Annotated in this window: 17 protein-coding genes and 1 riboswitch; of the genes, 8 read left to right on the top strand and 9 right to left on the bottom strand. The window is 60.0% G+C overall.

All coding sequences use genetic code 11. The annotated features are described in order from the left end of the window. Positions 1-4: 4 nt before the first annotated feature. Entirely contained in the window at positions 5-946 is a 942-nt protein-coding gene (locus tag AFERRID_RS08775) for a carbohydrate kinase family protein (protein ID WP_126604960.1), read from the bottom strand. A gap of 120 nt (positions 947-1,066) precedes the next feature. Here AFERRID_RS08775 and AFERRID_RS08780 point away from each other — a divergent pair, with 120 nt between their 5' ends. From AFERRID_RS08780 to AFERRID_RS08805, 6 genes are all read left to right on the top strand, one after another. Continuing rightward, positions 1,067-1,672, top strand: a complete 606-nt coding sequence (locus tag AFERRID_RS08780) for an outer membrane beta-barrel protein (protein ID WP_113526838.1) — start codon at positions 1,067-1,069, stop codon at positions 1,670-1,672. Positions 1,673-1,814: 142 nt separating this feature from the next. Next, positions 1,815-2,984, top strand: a complete 1,170-nt coding sequence (metK, locus tag AFERRID_RS08785; RefSeq protein WP_113526837.1) for a methionine adenosyltransferase — start codon at positions 1,815-1,817, stop codon at positions 2,982-2,984. Between the two features lie 36 nt (positions 2,985-3,020). Continuing rightward, positions 3,021-3,152: riboswitch (S-adenosyl-L-homocysteine riboswitch) on the top strand. A gap of 19 nt (positions 3,153-3,171) precedes the next feature. Next, the gene (gene ahcY, locus AFERRID_RS08790; RefSeq protein ID WP_126604961.1) at positions 3,172-4,578 is read left to right on the top strand and encodes an adenosylhomocysteinase; all 1,407 of its coding nucleotides are present in this window, start codon (positions 3,172-3,174) and stop codon (positions 4,576-4,578) included. Beyond that, positions 4,578-5,396 (top strand): methylenetetrahydrofolate reductase [NAD(P)H], encoded by an 819-nt coding sequence (metF, locus tag AFERRID_RS08795; protein WP_113526835.1) that lies wholly within the window; start codon positions 4,578-4,580, stop codon positions 5,394-5,396. The genes ahcY and metF overlap by 1 nt, the downstream gene beginning before the upstream one ends. Before the next feature lie 104 nt (positions 5,397-5,500). Then, a complete protein-coding gene (locus tag AFERRID_RS08800; RefSeq protein ID WP_126604962.1) occupies positions 5,501-6,373 on the top strand; it encodes a phosphoribulokinase in 873 nt (290 codons plus the stop codon). Positions 6,374-6,516: 143 nt separating this feature from the next. Continuing rightward, a complete protein-coding gene (locus AFERRID_RS08805; protein ID WP_113526834.1) occupies positions 6,517-7,188 on the top strand; it encodes a phosphatase PAP2 family protein in 672 nt (223 codons plus the stop codon). Positions 7,189-7,213: 25 nt separating this feature from the next. On the opposite strand, the gene AFERRID_RS08810 is transcribed toward AFERRID_RS08805, so the two are convergent. The 6 genes from AFERRID_RS08810 to AFERRID_RS08835 all read right to left on the bottom strand — a co-directional run bounded on the left by AFERRID_RS08810 (position 7,214) and on the right by AFERRID_RS08835 (position 14,272). Further along, a complete protein-coding gene (locus AFERRID_RS08810) occupies positions 7,214-8,740 on the bottom strand; it encodes an NFACT RNA binding domain-containing protein (RefSeq protein WP_126604964.1) in 1,527 nt (508 codons plus the stop codon). A gap of 35 nt (positions 8,741-8,775) precedes the next feature. After that, positions 8,776-10,449 (bottom strand): sulfate adenylyltransferase, encoded by a 1,674-nt coding sequence (gene sat / locus AFERRID_RS08815; RefSeq protein ID WP_113526832.1) that lies wholly within the window; start codon positions 10,447-10,449, stop codon positions 8,776-8,778. A gap of 10 nt (positions 10,450-10,459) precedes the next feature. After that, the gene (locus AFERRID_RS08820; RefSeq protein WP_113526831.1) at positions 10,460-11,029 is read right to left on the bottom strand and encodes a phosphoribosyltransferase family protein; all 570 of its coding nucleotides are present in this window, start codon (positions 11,027-11,029) and stop codon (positions 10,460-10,462) included. Positions 11,030-11,386: 357 nt separating this feature from the next. Then, complete coding sequence (groL, locus tag AFERRID_RS08825) at positions 11,387-13,042, bottom strand: chaperonin GroEL (RefSeq protein ID WP_113526830.1); 1,656 nt, start codon at positions 13,040-13,042, stop codon at positions 11,387-11,389. 46 nt (positions 13,043-13,088) lie between these two features. Beyond that, positions 13,089-13,379 (bottom strand): co-chaperone GroES, encoded by a 291-nt coding sequence (gene groES, locus AFERRID_RS08830; protein ID WP_009567579.1) that lies wholly within the window; start codon positions 13,377-13,379, stop codon positions 13,089-13,091. 128 nt (positions 13,380-13,507) lie between these two features. Beyond that, positions 13,508-14,272, bottom strand: coding sequence for an alpha/beta hydrolase (locus AFERRID_RS08835; RefSeq protein WP_225981925.1), 765 nt, complete (start codon positions 14,270-14,272; stop codon positions 13,508-13,510). A gap of 399 nt (positions 14,273-14,671) precedes the next feature. Between AFERRID_RS08835 and AFERRID_RS15600 the strand changes: the two genes are divergently transcribed. Together AFERRID_RS15600 and dsbD are read left to right on the top strand one after the other, a co-directional pair. Continuing rightward, positions 14,672-15,211: a protein-disulfide reductase DsbD N-terminal domain-containing protein gene (locus AFERRID_RS15600; RefSeq protein ID WP_232027424.1), complete on the top strand. Its 540-nt coding sequence runs from the start codon at positions 14,672-14,674 to the stop codon at positions 15,209-15,211. Continuing rightward, positions 15,172-16,506 (top strand): protein-disulfide reductase DsbD, encoded by a 1,335-nt coding sequence (gene dsbD / locus AFERRID_RS08840; RefSeq protein WP_232027435.1) that lies wholly within the window; start codon positions 15,172-15,174, stop codon positions 16,504-16,506. The genes AFERRID_RS15600 and dsbD overlap by 40 nt, the downstream gene beginning before the upstream one ends. Positions 16,507-16,525: 19 nt before the next feature. On the opposite strand, the gene AFERRID_RS08845 is transcribed toward dsbD, so the two are convergent. Together AFERRID_RS08845 and AFERRID_RS08850 are read right to left on the bottom strand one after the other, a co-directional pair. Next, positions 16,526-16,738, bottom strand: a complete 213-nt coding sequence (locus AFERRID_RS08845) for a zinc-finger domain-containing protein (protein WP_113526828.1) — start codon at positions 16,736-16,738, stop codon at positions 16,526-16,528. Positions 16,739-16,742: 4 nt separating this feature from the next. Then, positions 16,743-17,666, bottom strand: a complete 924-nt coding sequence (locus tag AFERRID_RS08850) for a branched-chain amino acid transaminase (RefSeq protein WP_113526827.1) — start codon at positions 17,664-17,666, stop codon at positions 16,743-16,745. Positions 17,667-17,673 lie beyond the last annotated feature (7 nt).

Below are 17,673 nucleotides of genomic sequence, written 5' to 3' on the forward strand. Positions count from 1 at the left end.
GGGCCTAGCCGATCGTCTCGCCGAAGTTCTCGCGATAGCGGGCCTGGAATTCCGGCCAGGTAAAGCGGTGATTCTGGGTGCCTGCTTGTTCAATTTTGTAGGCGCCCATCAGTGAGGCGACTCTGCCGCTGGTTTCCCAGCCGAGTTCGTGTTCCAGGCCGTACAGCAGCCCCGCGCGATAGGCGTCCCCGCATCCGGTGGGGTCTGTGACCGCTTTGGGCCTGGCCGCTGGAATGGTCGTCTCCCGGCCGTCATGATAGATCACCGAGCCGTGCTCGCCGCGGGTGACGATCAGGGCCTTGAGGCGCTGGCGAAGTTCGTTGAGGCCGAGGCCGGTGCGCGCCTGTACCATCTGGCATTCATAATCGTTGATCGTAAGGTAGTCTGCCCGGTCAATCAGGCGGGTCAGAGTTTCCGCATCGAAGAGCGGCAGACCCTGGCCCGGGTCAAACAGCGTGGGAATGCCGGCATTCGTAAGGTCTTCCAGATGCTGCACCATGGCGCCGAGTCCATCCGGTGCGACAATGGCCCAACGCACATTCTCGGGGATACGCCCGGCCAGGTGGTTTTCCTGGGCCTGAAACATCGCGCCGGGGTGAAAGGCGGTGATCTGGTTGTCGTCCAGATCGGTAGTGATGAAGGCTTGTGCGGTGTAGTGGTCCGGGAGAATCCGCAGCAGGGTGGTGTCTAATCCCTGTGCCTTCAGGTGATCAAGATAAGGCGTGAAGTCCTGGCCTGCTGTGCCGACGATCAGCGGATTGGCGCCCAGCAATTTGAGGTTATATGCGATGTTGCCGGCACAGCCGCCGAAGTCGCGCCGCATTTGCGGGACAGTAAAGGACACGTTCAGCATGTGTACCTGATCAGGCAGAATGTGCGCCTTGAAGTGGTCCTGAAAGACCATGATGGTATCAAAGGCCAGAGAACCGCAGACGAGAGTGGACATGAAAGCTCCTTGTTGGTTTTTCGGCAAAACGGACAGAGATTTGTGGTAAATGTATCTAAACTGGGCTATGATCATAACAGGTTTTATTGGGCAGTGCTGCCATATACGAGGTGCAAGGACATGAAGTGGGGGTTGCGCGCGGTGCTGGTGTTCATCGGGCTTGTCCTCGCCGTTCCGGCGTGGGCGGCCGGGCGGCCCGTGCGTGATGAAACCTACATCAACCTCTTTGGAGGGAATACCTTTTATGATGCCTCAAGCGGTCTGGACAACGGTGGCAATGCCGGGGTCGTCGGCTTGCGCATGGGGCGTCGGATAGATGCGCACGTGGGAGTGGAGGCGCAGGTGGCAGCAGCCTTTGCCCATCTGCAGGGCCCTGCACATGCTGTCGGTGCCAATCAGTACAGTGGTGCGATCCTCGGTAATCTTTACGCGCTTGGCAGCCCTGACACCCCCTATCTCTCCCTGGGTTTGGGGGCATCCAGCGACTTGTTTAACCACCAGCTCGGCCGGGGAACCTCGTTGATGGGCGTCTTCGGTGTAGGCTATCAGTATCTCGTAAATGATCACTTGGGGCTGCGCCTGGATGTGCGGGATCAACTGCTCTTCAATACCCCTACGCCGAATGCTTCCAACCTCAACGATGTCCAGGTGACCGGTGGTATTTCCTATTTTTGGGGTGGCGGCAAGAAGTCCTCCTTTCCGGTAGTTGGTCCGGCGCGCTCTTGAGGCCGCACCTCCGCTCCGCTTGAGCCAATTTTGCTTTTGCGGTGAGCGCGTTTCACTTCGCTTGTGGCGCTTTCCTTTGATATAGTGCGCGCTGTCCCTGTCCGCTGCGACAGGTCGGCCTAGCTATTGAGGAGCCCAGTGCATGTCCAAAAGTCATCTTTTCACCTCTGAATCCGTTTCCGAAGGTCACCCCGATAAAGTCGCGGATCAGATTTCCGATGCCATCCTCGACGCGATTCTGGCTCAGGACCCCCGCGGTCGCGTGGCGGCCGAGACGCTGATTACCACGGGTCTGATCGTGCTCGCGGGTGAAATTACCACCACCGCGGTGGTGGACTATGCGGATGTGGCGCGCCAGACCGTGCGCCGGATCGGTTACAACTCCTCGGACATGGGTTTTGACTGGGCCTCCTGCGCGGTGGTGCAGACCTTGGACAAGCAATCCCCAGATATCGCTCAAGGCGTGGACGAAGGTGCCGGCCTTGATCTCGATCAGGGCGCTGGTGACCAAGGCTTGATGTTCGGCTTTGCCTGTGACGAGACGGACGTGCTGATGCCGACGCCCATCTATTTTGCCCACCGTCTGACCGAGCGGCAGGCGATGGTGCGCAAAGATGGTCGCCTGCCCTGGCTGCGTCCCGACGCCAAGAGCCAGGTGACGGTACGCTATGAGGATGGTCGCCCAGTCGCCATTGATACCGTGGTGCTCTCCACCCAGCATGGCCCGGATATCAGCCATGCCGATCTCGTCGAAGCCGTGCGTGAGGAAATCATCAAGCCCGTCCTGCCTCCCGAGATGATCCATAAGGATACCAAGTACCTCATCAATCCCACCGGCCGTTTCGTGATCGGCGGACCCGTAGGTGACTGTGGTTTGACCGGGCGCAAAATCATTGTGGACACTTACGGCGGTCAGGGCAGTCACGGCGGCGGCGCGTTCTCCGGCAAGGACCCCTCCAAGGTGGACCGTTCTTCCTCCTACGCCGGACGCTATGTGGCGAAGAATATCGTGGCCGCAGGCCTCGCCAGGCGTTGCGAAGTGCAGGTGGCCTATGCCATCGGCGTCTCGCAGCCGGTGAGCCTGATGGTGGATACTTTTGGTACTGGCGTGATCGATGACGACCGGATTGCCGCCCTGGTGCAGGAGCACTTTGACCTGCGCCCCAAAGGTATCATCCAGATGCTCGACCTGTTGCGGCCCATCTATACCAAAACGGCTGCCTATGGTCACTTCGGTCGCGAAGAGCCTGAATTTACTTGGGAGCGGACCGACAAGGCCGCCGTCTTGCGCGACGCTGCCGGACTACGGTAAAAATGCCTTGGCGGGGAGTCGTCCCCGCTGGAAGATCGGGTCGAGGGGCGCTGCAGTCGTCATGCCTCCTGCGCTGATCCGGCCGGATGATTCCCCGGCCGGGAAGGTGTCGGAGTGACGATCAGGCTCGGCCTATGCTTCCCATCTGTAAAACTGCGCTCGCTTTCATGCTCAAGGAATGACTTACATGAATGCTGTGCTCAAAAATTCTGCTGATCACAAAGTCGCCGATATTTCCCTCGCTGCCTGGGGACGTAAAGAAATCCGCATTGCCGAAACGGAAATGCCGGCACTGATGACCATTCGCCGCAAATACCAGGCGCAACAGCCCCTCAAGGGTGCGCATATCGCTGGCTGCATCCACATGACCATCCAGACTGCGGTGCTCATTGAAACGCTGGTGGCGCTCGGCGCGGAAGTGCGCTGGTCCTCCTGCAACATTTTCTCCACCCAGGATCAGGCGGCGGCGGCCATCGCGGCGGCGGGCATCCCGGTTTTTGCCTGGAAAGGTGAGACGGAAGATGAATATTGGTGGTGTGTCGAGCAGACCATCACCGGCCCGGATGGCTGGCGCCCGAACATGCTGCTCGATGACGGTGGTGACCTCACTGGCCTGTTGCACCAGAAACATCCGGAATTGCTGACTGGCGTCCACGGCGTCTCCGAGGAAACCACTACCGGTGTGCATCGCCTCTGGGAAATGGCCCGGGAAGGGAGCCTGAAAATCCCCGCCATCAACGTCAACGACTCTGTGACCAAGAGCAAGAACGACAACAAGTATGGTTGCCGCCATTCTCTGAGTGATGCCATCAAGCGGGCCACCGATCATCTGCTCTCCGGTAAGCGCGCGTTGGTGCTGGGTTATGGCGATGTGGGCAAGGGTTCGGCGGCGTCCCTGCGTCAGGAAGGGATGATCGTCCGCGTCACCGAGGTGGATCCCATCTGCGCCATGCAGGCCTGCATGGATGGTTACGAAGTCGTATCGCCCTATAAGAACGGCATCAACGATGGCACGGATGCCTGCATCGATCGCGGCCTGCTCGGCCAGATAGATTTGCTGGTGACCGCGACCGGCAACTTCAACGTCTGTGATGCCGGTATGCTCAAGACCATCAAGAAGGGTGCCGTGGTCTGTAACATCGGCCATTTCGATAACGAAATCGATACCGCTTTCATGCGTAAAACCTGGGCCTGGGACGAAGTGAAGGCGCAAGTGCACAAGGTCTACCGTGATACCGCCGCCGGTAAGGCCTTTGATCCCGATAGCGATGATTACCTGATCCTGCTTTCGGAGGGGCGTCTGGTGAACCTGGGCAATGCGACGGGTCACCCCAGCCGAATCATGGATGGTTCTTTCGCCAACCAGGTGCTGGCGCAGATTCATCTGTACGGCGAGCGTTTTGCCGATCTGCCTGCTGCGGAGAAGGCCGGTCATATCTCCGTTACCGTTCTGCCCAAGGCGCTGGATGAAGAGGTGGCCCGCTATATGGTGGAAGGTTTTGCGGGGGTATTGACCCGTCTGACCGACGCGCAGTCCAGGTACCTCGGCGTGTCTGTGGATGGCCCCTTCAAAGCGGATGCGTACCGCTACTGATGGCGCATTCCGTCGAGTTCTTTCCCCCCAAAAATGCCGCGGGTGAGGAACGTCTGCGGGAGGCGATAACCGCGCTTCTCCCCCTGGATCCCGAGTATGCTTCGGTGACCTTCGGGGCGGGCGGGTCCACCCGTGAACGTACTTTTGCGACAGTGACCATGATCCGTCAGGATTATGATCTGGAGGCGGTGCCGCATCTCTCGTGCATCGGGTCTACGGAAGCGGGGATACGGGAGATTCTCGAAGATTATCGAAAGCAGGGCATACGCCGTATTGTGGCCTTGCGCGGTGATTTGCCGGAAGGTATGGAGAATCCCGGCCACTTTCAGCACGCTGCGGATCTGGTTGCATTTATCCGTCATTTCGGGGGCTTCGAGGTGTATGTGGCGGGCTATCCGGACATCCATCCCCGGGCGACTTCCGCCCGGAATGATGTGATGCACTTGGCAGCCAAGGTGCGAGCCGGGGCGGATGCGATTATCACCCAGTACTTTTTCAATCCCGACGCCTACTTGCAGTTGCGCGACGAGTTGCAACGAGAGGGCGTTGAAGTGCCGTTAGTGGTCGGCGTCATGCCCATCACCAATTTTGAACAGATTTCCCGTTTTTCTGCCATGTGCGGCGCCGATATTCCCCAATACCTGCGGCGGCGGATGGATGCGTACGCCGCCGATCCGCAATCCCAATATCAGTTGGGAATCGAGTTGCTGAGCAGGCAGTGTCAATTACTGCTGCGGGAGGGGGCACCTAGCCTGCATTTTTACACCCTGAATCAGGCCGAGGCGACGGCGGCGATCTGGCGTAATCTCGGTTTTTAGACAATATTGACGAGACGGCACCCTTTGTTACACTGGCGCGAAGGATGTATTTATCCACAGCCCGGGTCGCTGCAGGTTTTCTTCACCAAAGAGGTTATATTTCCATGTCCAAAAAACATCCCGTCATTGCCGTGACTGGTTCCTCAGGGGCGGGTACCACCACCGTCAAACATGCCTTCCATGACATTTTTCGGCGCCTGAAAATCGACCCGGTTGTCATCGAAGGCGACAGCTTCCATCGTTACAACCGCAACGAGATGCGCGAAGCCATTGCCAAGGCGGCGGCCGATGGTAAAACCATCAGTCATTTCGGCCCGGAAGGCAATGATTTTGAGTCCTTGGAGCGCCTGTTCCGCGAGTATGGCGAGAGCGGCCATGGGCAGATGCGCTACTACGTCCACGACGAAGCGGAGGCAGAACTGCGGGGTAGCGCGCCGGGCACCTTCACTCCCTGGCAGGATATCCCCCTGGGGACCGACCTGTTATTTTACGAAGGATTACATGGTGGTGTAAAGACGGGCGCTGTCGATGTAACCAATTACGTCGACCTGCTGGTGGGTGTGGTGCCGGTGGTCAATTTGGAGTGGATTCAGAAGATTCACCGTGACAATGCCCAGCGCGGCTACTCCGCCGAGGCGATTGTGGATACCATCCTGCGCCGTATGCCTGACTATATCCACTACATCACCCCGCAGTTCTCCCGTGCGCACATCAATTTCCAGCGTGTACCGCTGGTGGATACCTCCAATCCTTTCATCGCCCGCGACATCCCGACCCCGGACGAAAGCATGGTGGTCATCCGCTTCCGGGATCCCAAGGAAGAGAATTTCCCCGCCCTCCTGCAGATGTTGCCGGGTAGTTTTATGTCGCGTTCCAACACCCTGGTGATCCCAGGGACGAAGATGGGCTATGCGATGGAACTCATTCTCGGCCCGCGTATCGAGCGGATGCTGGAGGATATGCATCTCACCATTTAGGGCTGCAGGCTTCCTGGCTTTTGAACAATGATCCCGTGGTGGCTGTAGCCGCCGCGGGATTGCTGGTTCTGGCAGGAATATATTGGTGCCCCGAGTTTCCACTAACCACCAGTAATGAACCGATATCTCCTGGAGAAGAAGCCTTGAATGAAAACAATCGGGAGAGGCCATGGTACCGTCAAGCTGCAGAGGTGATACCCAGGCATGCGTATCTCAAATTTGTCGGAACGACGACGTTTATCAGCGTATTTTTCGTTGCTTACTTCTATTTGCTCAAAGATCCGGCATACCCGGTAACGGTGATGCCGAGAATCTGGCTGGATCACCTGATCGGTTTTCAGCCACTCTCATTACCTTTCTACCTATCGCTGTGGTTTTATGTTTCCCTTCCCCCGGCATTATTGGCCACGCGGCGCGAACTTGTTGACTATGCCATGAGCATGGCGGGAACCTGCCTTGTGGGGTTGATCATCTTCTACTTTTGGCCCACCGCGGTGCCCGTGGCCCATATTGATTGGGCTCTGTATCCAGATGTGGATTTCCTCAAAAACATGGACGCCTCTGGCAATGCCTGCCCTTCGCTACACGTCGCCACAGCGGTTTTTTCAGGTATCTGGCTACATTATTTGCTGCGACGCTTCGGTGCGCCGCTGTGGATAGTCCTCTGCAATTGGATTTGGTGTGCGGGCATCGTATATTCCGCCCTGGCCCTACGCCAGCACGTGGCCCTAGATGTGTTGGCGGGACTGGTGCTTGGGGGGCTGGCTGCTTACCTGTCGTTGCGGAAGTCGCAGAGCAGAGACGTCTTTTATTGAATGTCTCTCTCAGGCATGATGCCGGTCAGCCGTCGCGGCGCACTCGGATGCTCTGAAAGTGGCGGTAGGTCACTTGTCCGGGTCCGCCGCCCGATTTACGTTGGACATGGCGGATTTCCGTCCAGTCCACCTCCCCGCTGATGGCGCGGGACTGGCTTTGCTGCAGGGCGATGCGTGCGGTGGCGGCGAGCACCGGCTCGGGCACCGGGGTCTGGCTGTTCTCCCGGCGCAACACCACATGGCTGCCGCCTAAATCCTGAATGTGAAACCACAGGTCCCAGGATTTGGCTGCGCGGAAGGTCAGGCGGTCATTCTCCCGGGCATTTTTACCCCAGAGGACCGTAAAGCCGTCGATGACGGTTTGACTGAATGTGGCATCCTCCGGTTTCCCTTTTTTTGCCGGGTTTCTGGACGTGGGCGACGTGTGGGTTGCCGAACCGTCCACGGATGGTGCATATGACTCGCTACCCGCAAGGCGTTCCAGCAGCTTCTCTGCCTCCTGCAGGCGGCTGGTGATTTCCCGCTGTGCGCGCTGACTGCGTTGCGCCTGCTGCATATACCACTGCGCCTGCTGGTGCAGAAATTTGCCTGGTGTTACGGCAATAGTCAGGAGCGTACCTGCTGCGCTGGTGTGGTCTGGGGCGCTGATCTGCGTGTCTGACGCCATCGTGTCGGGCAGGGCGAAGAGGGCGTAGGCCTGGGTACGATACACCTCCGGGTCCTCCCAGCGCGCCATATCCCGGCGCATGTGCCGGATGCGGTGTTGCAGACGTTCCCGCTGCAAGGCGAGCGCCCGTTCCTGTGCTGAGGGTTGCGGGTGTGCGGCGGGGAGCACCAAGCGCAGCGCCTCCTGTGCCGGGATCTCCTGCATCGGTGCCCAGTCGGGCAGGGGCACGGGGTAGAGGACGGATTTGTCGACCTCCGCCGAAGATCGCCACCAGGACGCGCACGGATCTAACCGCTGCAACCAGACCTCCTGCATGGCCTGCTGCTCGGCCGTGTGCTGCGGGCGATAACGGGGTGCGACGCGGTGCAGCCAGGCGGCGGCACTCGGTAAGGGCTGGTCAAAGGGCAGACTGTCTTCCGGCGGTACATACACCACGCCGGGCAGGAAGCGCGGCGTGGCCTTACTGTCGAGGCTATCCCAGCGCCAGGCCCAGCGAATATGCTGCGTCTCGTCGAGCAGGGCGATATTGCCGCGTCCACCAAAGCATTCGGCAATCAGGCTGACCTGGTCCACCCGCTTGCTGATATGGACACGGCGGCAATCCATGCGCACGATGCGATCCGCCCAGGGCACGCTGATGCGCTGAATGCGAAAACCCGCTAAACGCTGGTTGAGTGGGCTGGTCCAGGTGGTCAGGGCGCCTGGCTTATGGAATGCCTGGTCCTGCCAGAGCCCCAGAGGGGCACGCTGCACGATGAGCGCGATATGCGCCTTGGCGGTATGTAAATAAATCCCGCCCGGCGCGTCGCTGATGCCCTGGATGGCTTGCTGCGCGAGCTCGCGGTCCAGACACTGGGCGGCGGCGGCGAGTTGCAACGTGTCCATCTGTCGAAGCTAAACCGCGCGCACTGGCAACGTGCTCACGCCTCTTTGCGCGCCGCGTTCACGACCGGCTTATCCGTCACCGCGCCCAGTTGGCGCAGCACGCCCATCAGTGCCGCCAACGCTGTCGGCGGCTTTTGCAGGCCGGCGTCCAGTACACACTCCGCCTGCTCCGGCGCTTCGTAGGGGTCGTCCACACCCGTAAAGCCGGTGATTTCGCCGCGCATGGCCTTGGCATAGAGACCTTTGGGATCGCGCTCGGCACAGACTTCCAGCGGGGTGGCCACATGGACTTCGATAAATAGGCCACCCGCTTCTTCCACCAGACGACGCGCATCAGCACGGGCCTGACGATAGGGCGAAATGGCAGCGACCACCGCAATGCCGCCATGGCGTGCCACCAAACTGGCGACGAAGCCGATGCGGCGGATATTCTCGTCGCGGTCTTCGCGGCTGAAACTCAAACCTTTGGACAGAAAACGCCGCACCACATCGCCATCCAGCAAGGTTACGGCGCGCTCATCATCCGCTTCCAGAGTGCGGGCCAGCATCCCCGCCAGAGTGCTTTTGCCGCTGGCAGACAGTCCGGTAAACCAGATGACCAGTCCGCGCCGGTCCGCACCGCGGTAGGCCTGACGCAATATCTGAATGACCTCCGGCGGGGAGAACCACTCGGGGATATCCTCCCGGCTGGCCAGTCGCCGCCGCAATTCCGTACCGGAAATGCCCGCCAGGGCCTCGCCGTTGGCCTCTTCCACCGGCACATAACGGCGCCGGGTGCGGGAATACGCATACTCGGGCAGAAAAATGCCGGCAATACCCATCTCATCGGCGTGCCGGGCAAAAAGCTCCTGTGCCGCAAAAGCCGGGTAGAACAGACCGCCCGCCGCCGCGCCAGGGTCGGCATGGCCACGACCGATGATGAAATGGGTGGCGCCATAATTGCGGCGAATCAGCGCGTGCCAGAGCGCCTCCCGCGGGCCGGCCATACGCATGGCCAAGGGTAGGGGCGAGAGCAGGGCGGTCGCCTGGGGATAATGGCCCAGCACCGCACGATACACACGCATGCGGTAGGATGCCTCCACATCACCGGGCTTGGTGGGGCCGATAGCCGGATGCAGCAGCAGACGCGCGCCCGCACCCGCCCGTTCCAGCCCCGCCTGAGTCACGGCAATGTGCGCGTGATGGAGAGGGTTGCGGGTCTGAAAGGCGACAACCGGGTGCGTTCCGCTCCAGTACCTTTGCAGCATGGCCGGGGTCTGATATTCGGGCGGAAATTCAACGGCGGCGGCGCGAGTCAGGGTGTCTGCATCCCAAGCCGACACGCGCCCTGCCACATAGTAGGGGCCGCGCGCCAGCAACTCGGCTACACCCGGATGGCTGGGGTCGGTCGTTCCATAAACCGCCGAGGCCTCCAGCAGTTTATCGGGACGATAGCAGGCGCTGACGGCAACGGCACCGAGGGGGGTACCGTCACTGCGCTCCAGCCGCAAAGTAACCCCTGCCGCCAAGGACCGGCCGAGTGCCTCGCTGACATCGAGCACCACGGGAATGGGCCAAAGCGTGCCGTTGCCCAGACGCATATCCTGTAGCACGGACTGCCAGTCCGCTGCATCCAGGTAACCTTCCAATGGGGCAAAAGCGCCGGTCAGCAACAGCTCCAGGTCGCAGCGCTGGCGCGCCGTCAGCACATGAATCGATGGCATGGACATGGGCCGGTCCTTACGCGGAGAGCGGAAAGAGCGGCAGGTGCGCCAGGGCAATCACTTCCGCCCATTGGGCTATATCGCCTTCCGTACAAATGGCCGCGACGGCGGCGATCTCTGCCTCGGCTTGCACCATAAGCGCGCGCATGGCCGCCAAGGTCGAGCCAGTGCTGACCACGTCATCCACCAGCGCCACCCGCCGGCCGCTGATCGCCGCGCGATCCTTGGCATCCAGATACAGGGTCTGGGGCTTGCCGGTGGTGATGGACAGAGTCTCCGTGGACAAGGCCTCGCCCATGTAGGACTTGTAGTTCTTGCGCAGGACGATATACGGGCGCCCACTGTGCACCGACAGGGCGTAGGCCAGGGGAATACTCTTGGCCTCCGCAGTGACGATCACATCGTAGGAGATGCCCGCCATGCGCCCGTTCAGCGCATGGGCTGCGGCCTCCGTCAGTTCCGTATCGCCGAGGATGTTGAGGACGGCGATGGCCAGGTCCGACTGCACCTTGAAGAGGGGGAGGTGGCGCTCCACTCCGTTGATGTTGAGGGGGTAGGTGCTGCTATGGCTATCGGTGTGGGTCATGGATGCTCCTTTTACGCGCATTCTGCCACAGGGGAAGGGGGGTGGGTAGCTTGGGGCGGGTGTCTTCCAAGAAAAGTTGTTTGCTGGGGAATCACGGGTTGGATGCCACCTTTACCTCTACCTTAACGTTGGCCATCAGCACCGTGAGCTTTGCGTTTGGATGGCGCGGTTTAGCTGACACCCATGGAACATCATGTTTGCGAACAGATTCGGCCCAACGAATCAAGTTAGATCGTGTGTAGCCCCGATCTTGCTCTGAGGATTGCATATATCTCTGCAGTGGCACTGAAGACCCATAAAAAAAGCCGGCCCCGAAGGGCCGGCTTTCTGACGCTACAGGCGTGAGGGGGTAAGGGCTTAGAAGCCGCCCATTCCACCCATGCCGCCCATACCACCCATGTCACCACCCATATCGCCGCCTGCCTTGTCGTCTTTCTTCGGCAGTTCGGTGACCATGGCTTCCGTGGTAATCATCAGGCCAGCAATGCTGGAGGCCTTCTGCAACGCGGTGCGGGTGACCTTGGTCGGGTCGATGACGCCCATCTCGAACATGTCGCCATATTCGTCGGTGGCGGCGTTGTAGCCGTAGCCGTCTTTACCGTCCACAACCTTGTTCAGAACCACGCTGCCTTCACCGCCGGCATTGGCGACGATCTGACGCAGCGGCTCTTCGATGGCGCGACGGATGATGGCAACACCCATGTCCTGGTCGTGGTTGTCGGTCTTGAAGCCTTTCAGCGCCTGACGGGCACGGACCAGCGCCACACCGCCGCCGGGGACGATGCCTTCTTCGACGGCCGCACGGGTAGCGTGCAAGGCGTCTTCGACACGAGCCTTCTTCTCCTTCATTTCCATCTCGGAACCGGCACCGACCTTGATGACGGCAACGCCACCGGCCAGTTTGGCCACGCGCTCCTGGAGCTTCTCGCGATCGTAGTCGGAGCTGGCATCTTCCATCTGACGACGGATCTGCTCAACGCGCGCCTTGATCTCGCTCTGCTGACCAGCACCATCGATCATGGTGGTGTTTTCCTTGTCGATGACAATCTTTTTGGCCTGGCCGAGATCGGCGAGGGTGGTGCTTTCCAGCTTCATGCCGATTTCTTCGGAGACCACGCGGCCGCCGGTCAGGATGGCCATGTCTTCGAGCATCGCCTTGCGACGATCACCAAAGCCCGGGGCCTTGACCGCAGCGACCTTGATGATGCCGCGCATGGTGTTGACGACCAGGGTGGCCAACGCTTCGCCTTCGACATCCTCAGCCACGATCAGCAGCGGACGACTGGACTTGGCGACCTGCTCCAGGATGGGCAACATGTCGCGGATGGAGGAAATTTTCTTGTCGTGCAGGAGGATGTAGGGATTCTCCAGCTCGGCAACCATCTTGTCCTGGTTGTTGACGAAGTAGGGGGAGAGATAGCCGCGATCGAACTGCATACCTTCGACGACGTCCAGCTCGTTGGCGAGGCCGGAGCCTTCTTCCACGGTGATGACGCCTTCGTTGCCGACCTTCTCCATGGCTTCGGCAATGATCTTGCCGATGGAGTCGTCAGAGTTGGCGGAGATGGTGCCTACCTGGGCGACTTCCTTCTGGGTCTTACAGGGCTTGGACTGCTTCTTCAGCTCTTCGACGACGACGACGACCGACTTGTCGATGCCGCGCTTCAGGTCCATGGGGTTCATGCCGGCGATGACGGCCTTGAGGCCTTCGCGGATGATGGCCTGGGCCAGAACGGTGGCGGTGGTGGTGCCGTCACCGGCTTCGTCGGAAGCCTGGGAGGCGACTTCTTTCACCATCTGCGCGCCCATGTTCTCGAACTTGTCGGCCAGTTCGATTTCCTTGGCGACGGAGACGCCGTCCTTGGTAATGGTGGGGGCACCGAAAGACTTGTCGAGTACCACGTTACGGCCCTTGGGACCCAAGGTGACCTTGACGGCATCGGCGAGTACGTTAACGCCACGCAACATCTTCTCGCGGGCATGTTCAGCAAAGGCTACTTGTTTGGCTGGCATAAATACTCCTCAAAATAGGTGAAATGGTTGGGATATTCAGCAATGCTTACTTTTCGATGACCGCCATGATGTCGTCTTCACGCATCACCAGCAGTTCTTCACCTTCGACCTTGATCTCGGTGCCGGCATATTTGGCGAAGAGCACCTGATCACCAGTTTTGACGTCGAGGGCACGCACTTTGCCGTCTTCGAGAATTTTGCCATGGCCGGCAGCGACGATTTCGCCCCGTACCGGTTTTTCTTTGGCGGTGTCGGGAATGATGATCCCACCGGCAGTCTTCTGCTCTTCTTCCAGGCGACGAATGACGACGCGATCATGTAAAGGACGCAGTTTCATTGAGCATTTCCTCGTTATTTACAAGTGAATGGATGACTTCATCCTGGGTGTTGTTAGCAGTCACACCCATCGAGTGCTAATCATAGGCGCTGAGAATGTCCTGTCAAGGGGCGGGTGTTACAAGGTACTCAGGAGATGCGGTTCCAGAGAGATTGCAGGCTGCGCAGGAGCGTGGCATCGGCGCCTCGTAGGCGATGATCGACGCCCGGTAAGGGGCGGATGGCCAGTTCTGGCGCATGGGTGCGGGCGGCGAACCGATAGCTGAGGGCGATGGGCACGGCTTCATCGGCGCTGCCGTGCAGAATCTCCACCGGGCAGTGCAGGTGCGGCGGAAAGCGCAGCAGGTCGTAGCGCCAGCTGTCCGCGACCAGATCGAAGCGCATGTGCAACTCACCGAGCCCGTAAGGATCCTCCCAACTGCGCAGATTGCTCTCCTCCCACGCTTGCCTTTCGGCAGCGGGCAAACGTCGGAAAATTTCCTGAATGAAGTTGTAAGCGGGGGCAATGAGCAGCAGGGCGCGGATCTGCTCCGGCCATCGGGTGGCGGCGATGGTGCCCAGCCATCCGCCCATGCTGGAACCTACCAGCAGCACCGGGCGATCCTGCAGCATATTATGTAGAATCAACCGGAGGTCGGCCAGGTAACGGGACAGGGTCAGCGCCTGGAAGGGTCCATCGGAGCGACCGACGCCACGTGGATCAAAGCGTACCCAGGACCAGCCTTGCGCCTGCGCGTTGCGGGCGAGGATCTGCGATTTGGTGCCTTCCATATGGGAGGCGAAGCCAGGGAGGAAGATGCCGACGGGGTCGGTGTGGTTTTCGTGAATGAGTCCGCAGACGCGGTCGCCATTGGGGTGAACCAGAGTAAAAGCTCTTTCGGCCGACGGGGACACTGGCTGCTCCATGTAAAAAAGGGCAACCCGGAGTCGCCCTAAAACCACAAAGGAGAAAAGAAACATGCGCTCGCAACCAGCTACTGGCTGCAAGCGAAATATTAGCAAAAGGTGGAAGGACTGGCAAGTTACATTCCGACCGGTCGGATAAAAAGAAAGGGCGGACCAAACGGCCCGCCCAAAACCACCAAAGGAGGAAGAAACATGCGCTCGCAACTATCACAGCCGCTTGCAAAGGATTAGAGAACAGGGGCAGCAGAAAGTTCCATGCGTCTGTGATTTCTTTCCCGAACCCCGTATCCTCAGTGTGGTAACGTAGGCTCAGTGGTCTTCAGGAACGAATCGGCTGTGGAACCTGTCTCTATGGGTGAGGACAAAATGGCGAGGAGCGACGTGGGTATGAGAGCCGGAAACGGGAGAAGGGCCGGTTGGGCCATGGGTGTCCGGTTATGGAGCGGAATTTGCGGTGTCCTGCTGTTGTCCTGGCTGTCTCTCGGCTATGCCGGTACATTTCTGACCCCGGACCAGGCATTTCATTTTGAAGCGCGGCTGAGTGGCCGGCACCAGTTGCAACTGCACTGGGATGTGGCGCAGGGATACCACCTGTACCGCGACCGGATCAAGTTCTCCGTGACGCCGAGCAATGTGCTGCTAGGGCACTATACATTGCCCGCAGGGGTGGAGCTGAACGACCCGGTTTTCGGCAAGACACGGGTATTGGAAGGGAAAAATACCCTCACGGTACCTTTTACCGTTCAGGGAACCGCCCCTGCTTTCATTGAACTGAAATCCAGCTATCAGGGCTGTGCCAATGCGGGTGTTTGCTACCCGGAGCAGGTCAAGACGATCACGCTGGCCTTGACCCGGCAGGCCGTGCCGCCCCAGCGGCGGCGCCTGTCGTGTCCCCGCCGGGGGGGGCGGCTGTCCCGGCTGCGGTGACCAGCCCCGTGAATGATGCCGGGGCGCTGGCAAGGGCTTTGCATGACCGCTTCTGGCTCACCTTGGGTCTCTTTTTTATCTCCGGACTGGGGCTGGCCTTTACGCCCTGTATTTTTCCCATGATTCCTATCCTCTCCGCCCTGATCGTCGGTAAGGAGGCAGGGCGTGGCCCGCAACGGTCACGCGCCTTTGGGCTTTCCGTCGCCTATGTGCTGGGAATGTCACTGACCTACAGTATTGCCGGGGTGCTGGCGGCGGTGAGCGGCGCCTATATGCAGGCGGCCTTCCAGAGTCCCTGGGTGCTGGGGGCTTTTGCCTTTGTTTTTGTGCTGCTGGCGCTGTCCATGTTCGATTTTTACGAGCTGCAAATGCCGAGTGGCATTCAGACACGTCTGGCCGGCATGGGACGGGGTGGGCACCTGATCAGTACCTTTGTCATGGGGACGCTTTCGGCGCTGATCGTCGGGCCCTGCGTGGCCGCCCCCCTGGCCGGCGGGCTGCTCTTCATTTCCCAGACGGGAGATGTTTTTCTTGGCGGGTTGTCACTTTTCGCCTTGAGCCTGGGGATGGGCGTGCCTTTGCTGATCATCGGCACTTCCGCCGGCCATTTTCTGCCGCGGGCTGGTGCCTGGATGAATGCCGTTAAGGCGGTTTTCGGGGTAGTGTTGCTGGGCGTCGCCATCTGGTTGCTGACACGGGTTCTGCCGGGGTCCGTCAGTCTGGCCTTATGGGCAGCGCTGGCAGTCATCAGTGCCATCTATCTCGGGGCTCTGGATGCAATCCCGGCGGGTGCTTCGGGCTGGCGCCGTTTTTGGAAAGGCCTCGGAGTGCTCATGCTGGTGTACGGCCTGGTGATGGGGGTGGGGGCGCTGGGCGGCGGCAGCGATCCCCTGCAACCCCTGGCAAGCTATACTGCGGCGGCGGTGCCGCCCGAAAACCGGGCCGAGGCCCTGCATTTTACTACCGTGAAAACCCCCGAGGCCCTGCAGACCGCACTGGCACAGGCCAGGGGCAGACCGGTGCTGGTGGATTACTGGGCAAGCTGGTGCGTGGAATGTCTGCGCATGGATAAAGTCACGTTTGTCGATCCGCAGGTGGTGGCCGCCCTACGCAAGCGGCGGCTGATCCGCGTGGATGTGACCCAGGATGACGCCGCCAGCCGCGCCCTCCTGAAGCGTTACAACCTGGTGGGACCCCCGGCTTTCATCGCTGTAGCCGCAGATGGCAGGACGACGGCACAGCAGGAGGGATATCTGGGGCCGGAGGCGTTTATGGGGTGGTTGCACAAATCCTAGAGAAGCCAGCGCGGGTTTTTCAGTGCCCGGCCGCCTGCTGCAGCGGCCCGCCCTTCAGCACATAAAGCGTTCCGCAATATGGGCAGCGGACCTCCCCGGTCTCTTCGATTTTGAGGAAAACGCGGGGATGCCCGTCCCAGCGGCTCATGCCGGGTGTGGGGCAGCAGAGGGGGAGGTCTTTGGCTTCGATCTCTGTGTAGTTGCGGTCACAGCACTTGCCGGGGCTGGTCATACGGTCAGCCTACGTGGTGCAACCATTCCGGGTGGTCCTCGCGGCGCCCGGCAACGGTGTCGAAATAGCGACTTTGCAGCATTCCTGTGATCGGGCCGCGACGCCCTTCGCCAATGACCCGACCATCGATTTCGCGGATGGGGGTGACTTCGGCAGCAGTACCGGTAAAGAAAGCCTCGTCGGCGATGTAGAATTCATCACGGGTCAATTGCTTCTCGACGATGGGAATGCCGGCATCGCGGGCAAAACGCAGGATGGTGTCGCGGGTGATGCCTTCGAGGGCGCTGGTCAGCGTTGGCGTATAAAGAACGCCATCACGAATCATGAAAACATTTTCACCGGAACCTTCAGACACATAACCCTCGCGGTCTAGTAACAGGGCCTCGTCGTAGCCGCAGGAGGCCGCCTCACGCTGGGCCAGCATGGAGTTCATGTAGTTGCCGGTGGCCTTGGCCTTGCACAGATGTATGTTGACGTGGTGACGGCTGAAGGAACTCACCTTGACGCGGATGCCCTTTTCCAGTGCCTCCTGGCCCAGATAGCTGCCCCAGCTCCAGGCGGCAATGAGCACATGGACCTTGAGCCCCTTGGCGGACAAGCCCATACCTTCGGCGCCATAGAAGAACAGGGGGCGGATATAGGCGGATTCCAGATGATTGGCGCGGATGACTTCCTTGGTGGCGTCGTTGATCTGGTCCTGCGTAAAAGGGGTATCCATCTGCAAAATCTTGGCGCTGTTAAAGAGACGGTTGGTGTGCTCCGGCAGACGGAAAATAGCGGTACCTTGCGGCGTGGCGTAGGCACGTTCCCCTTCGAAACAGCCCATGCCGTAGTGCAGGCTGTGGGTAAGACCGTGCACGGTGGCCTCCCGCCAGGGGACCATCTTGCCGTCAAACCAGATAAAACCGTCGCGTTCCGCCATGGACATCGTCACA

Source organism: Acidithiobacillus ferridurans, assembly GCF_003966655.1.
In the GTDB taxonomy this organism is placed as follows: Bacteria; Pseudomonadota; Gammaproteobacteria; order Acidithiobacillales; family Acidithiobacillaceae; genus Acidithiobacillus; species Acidithiobacillus ferridurans.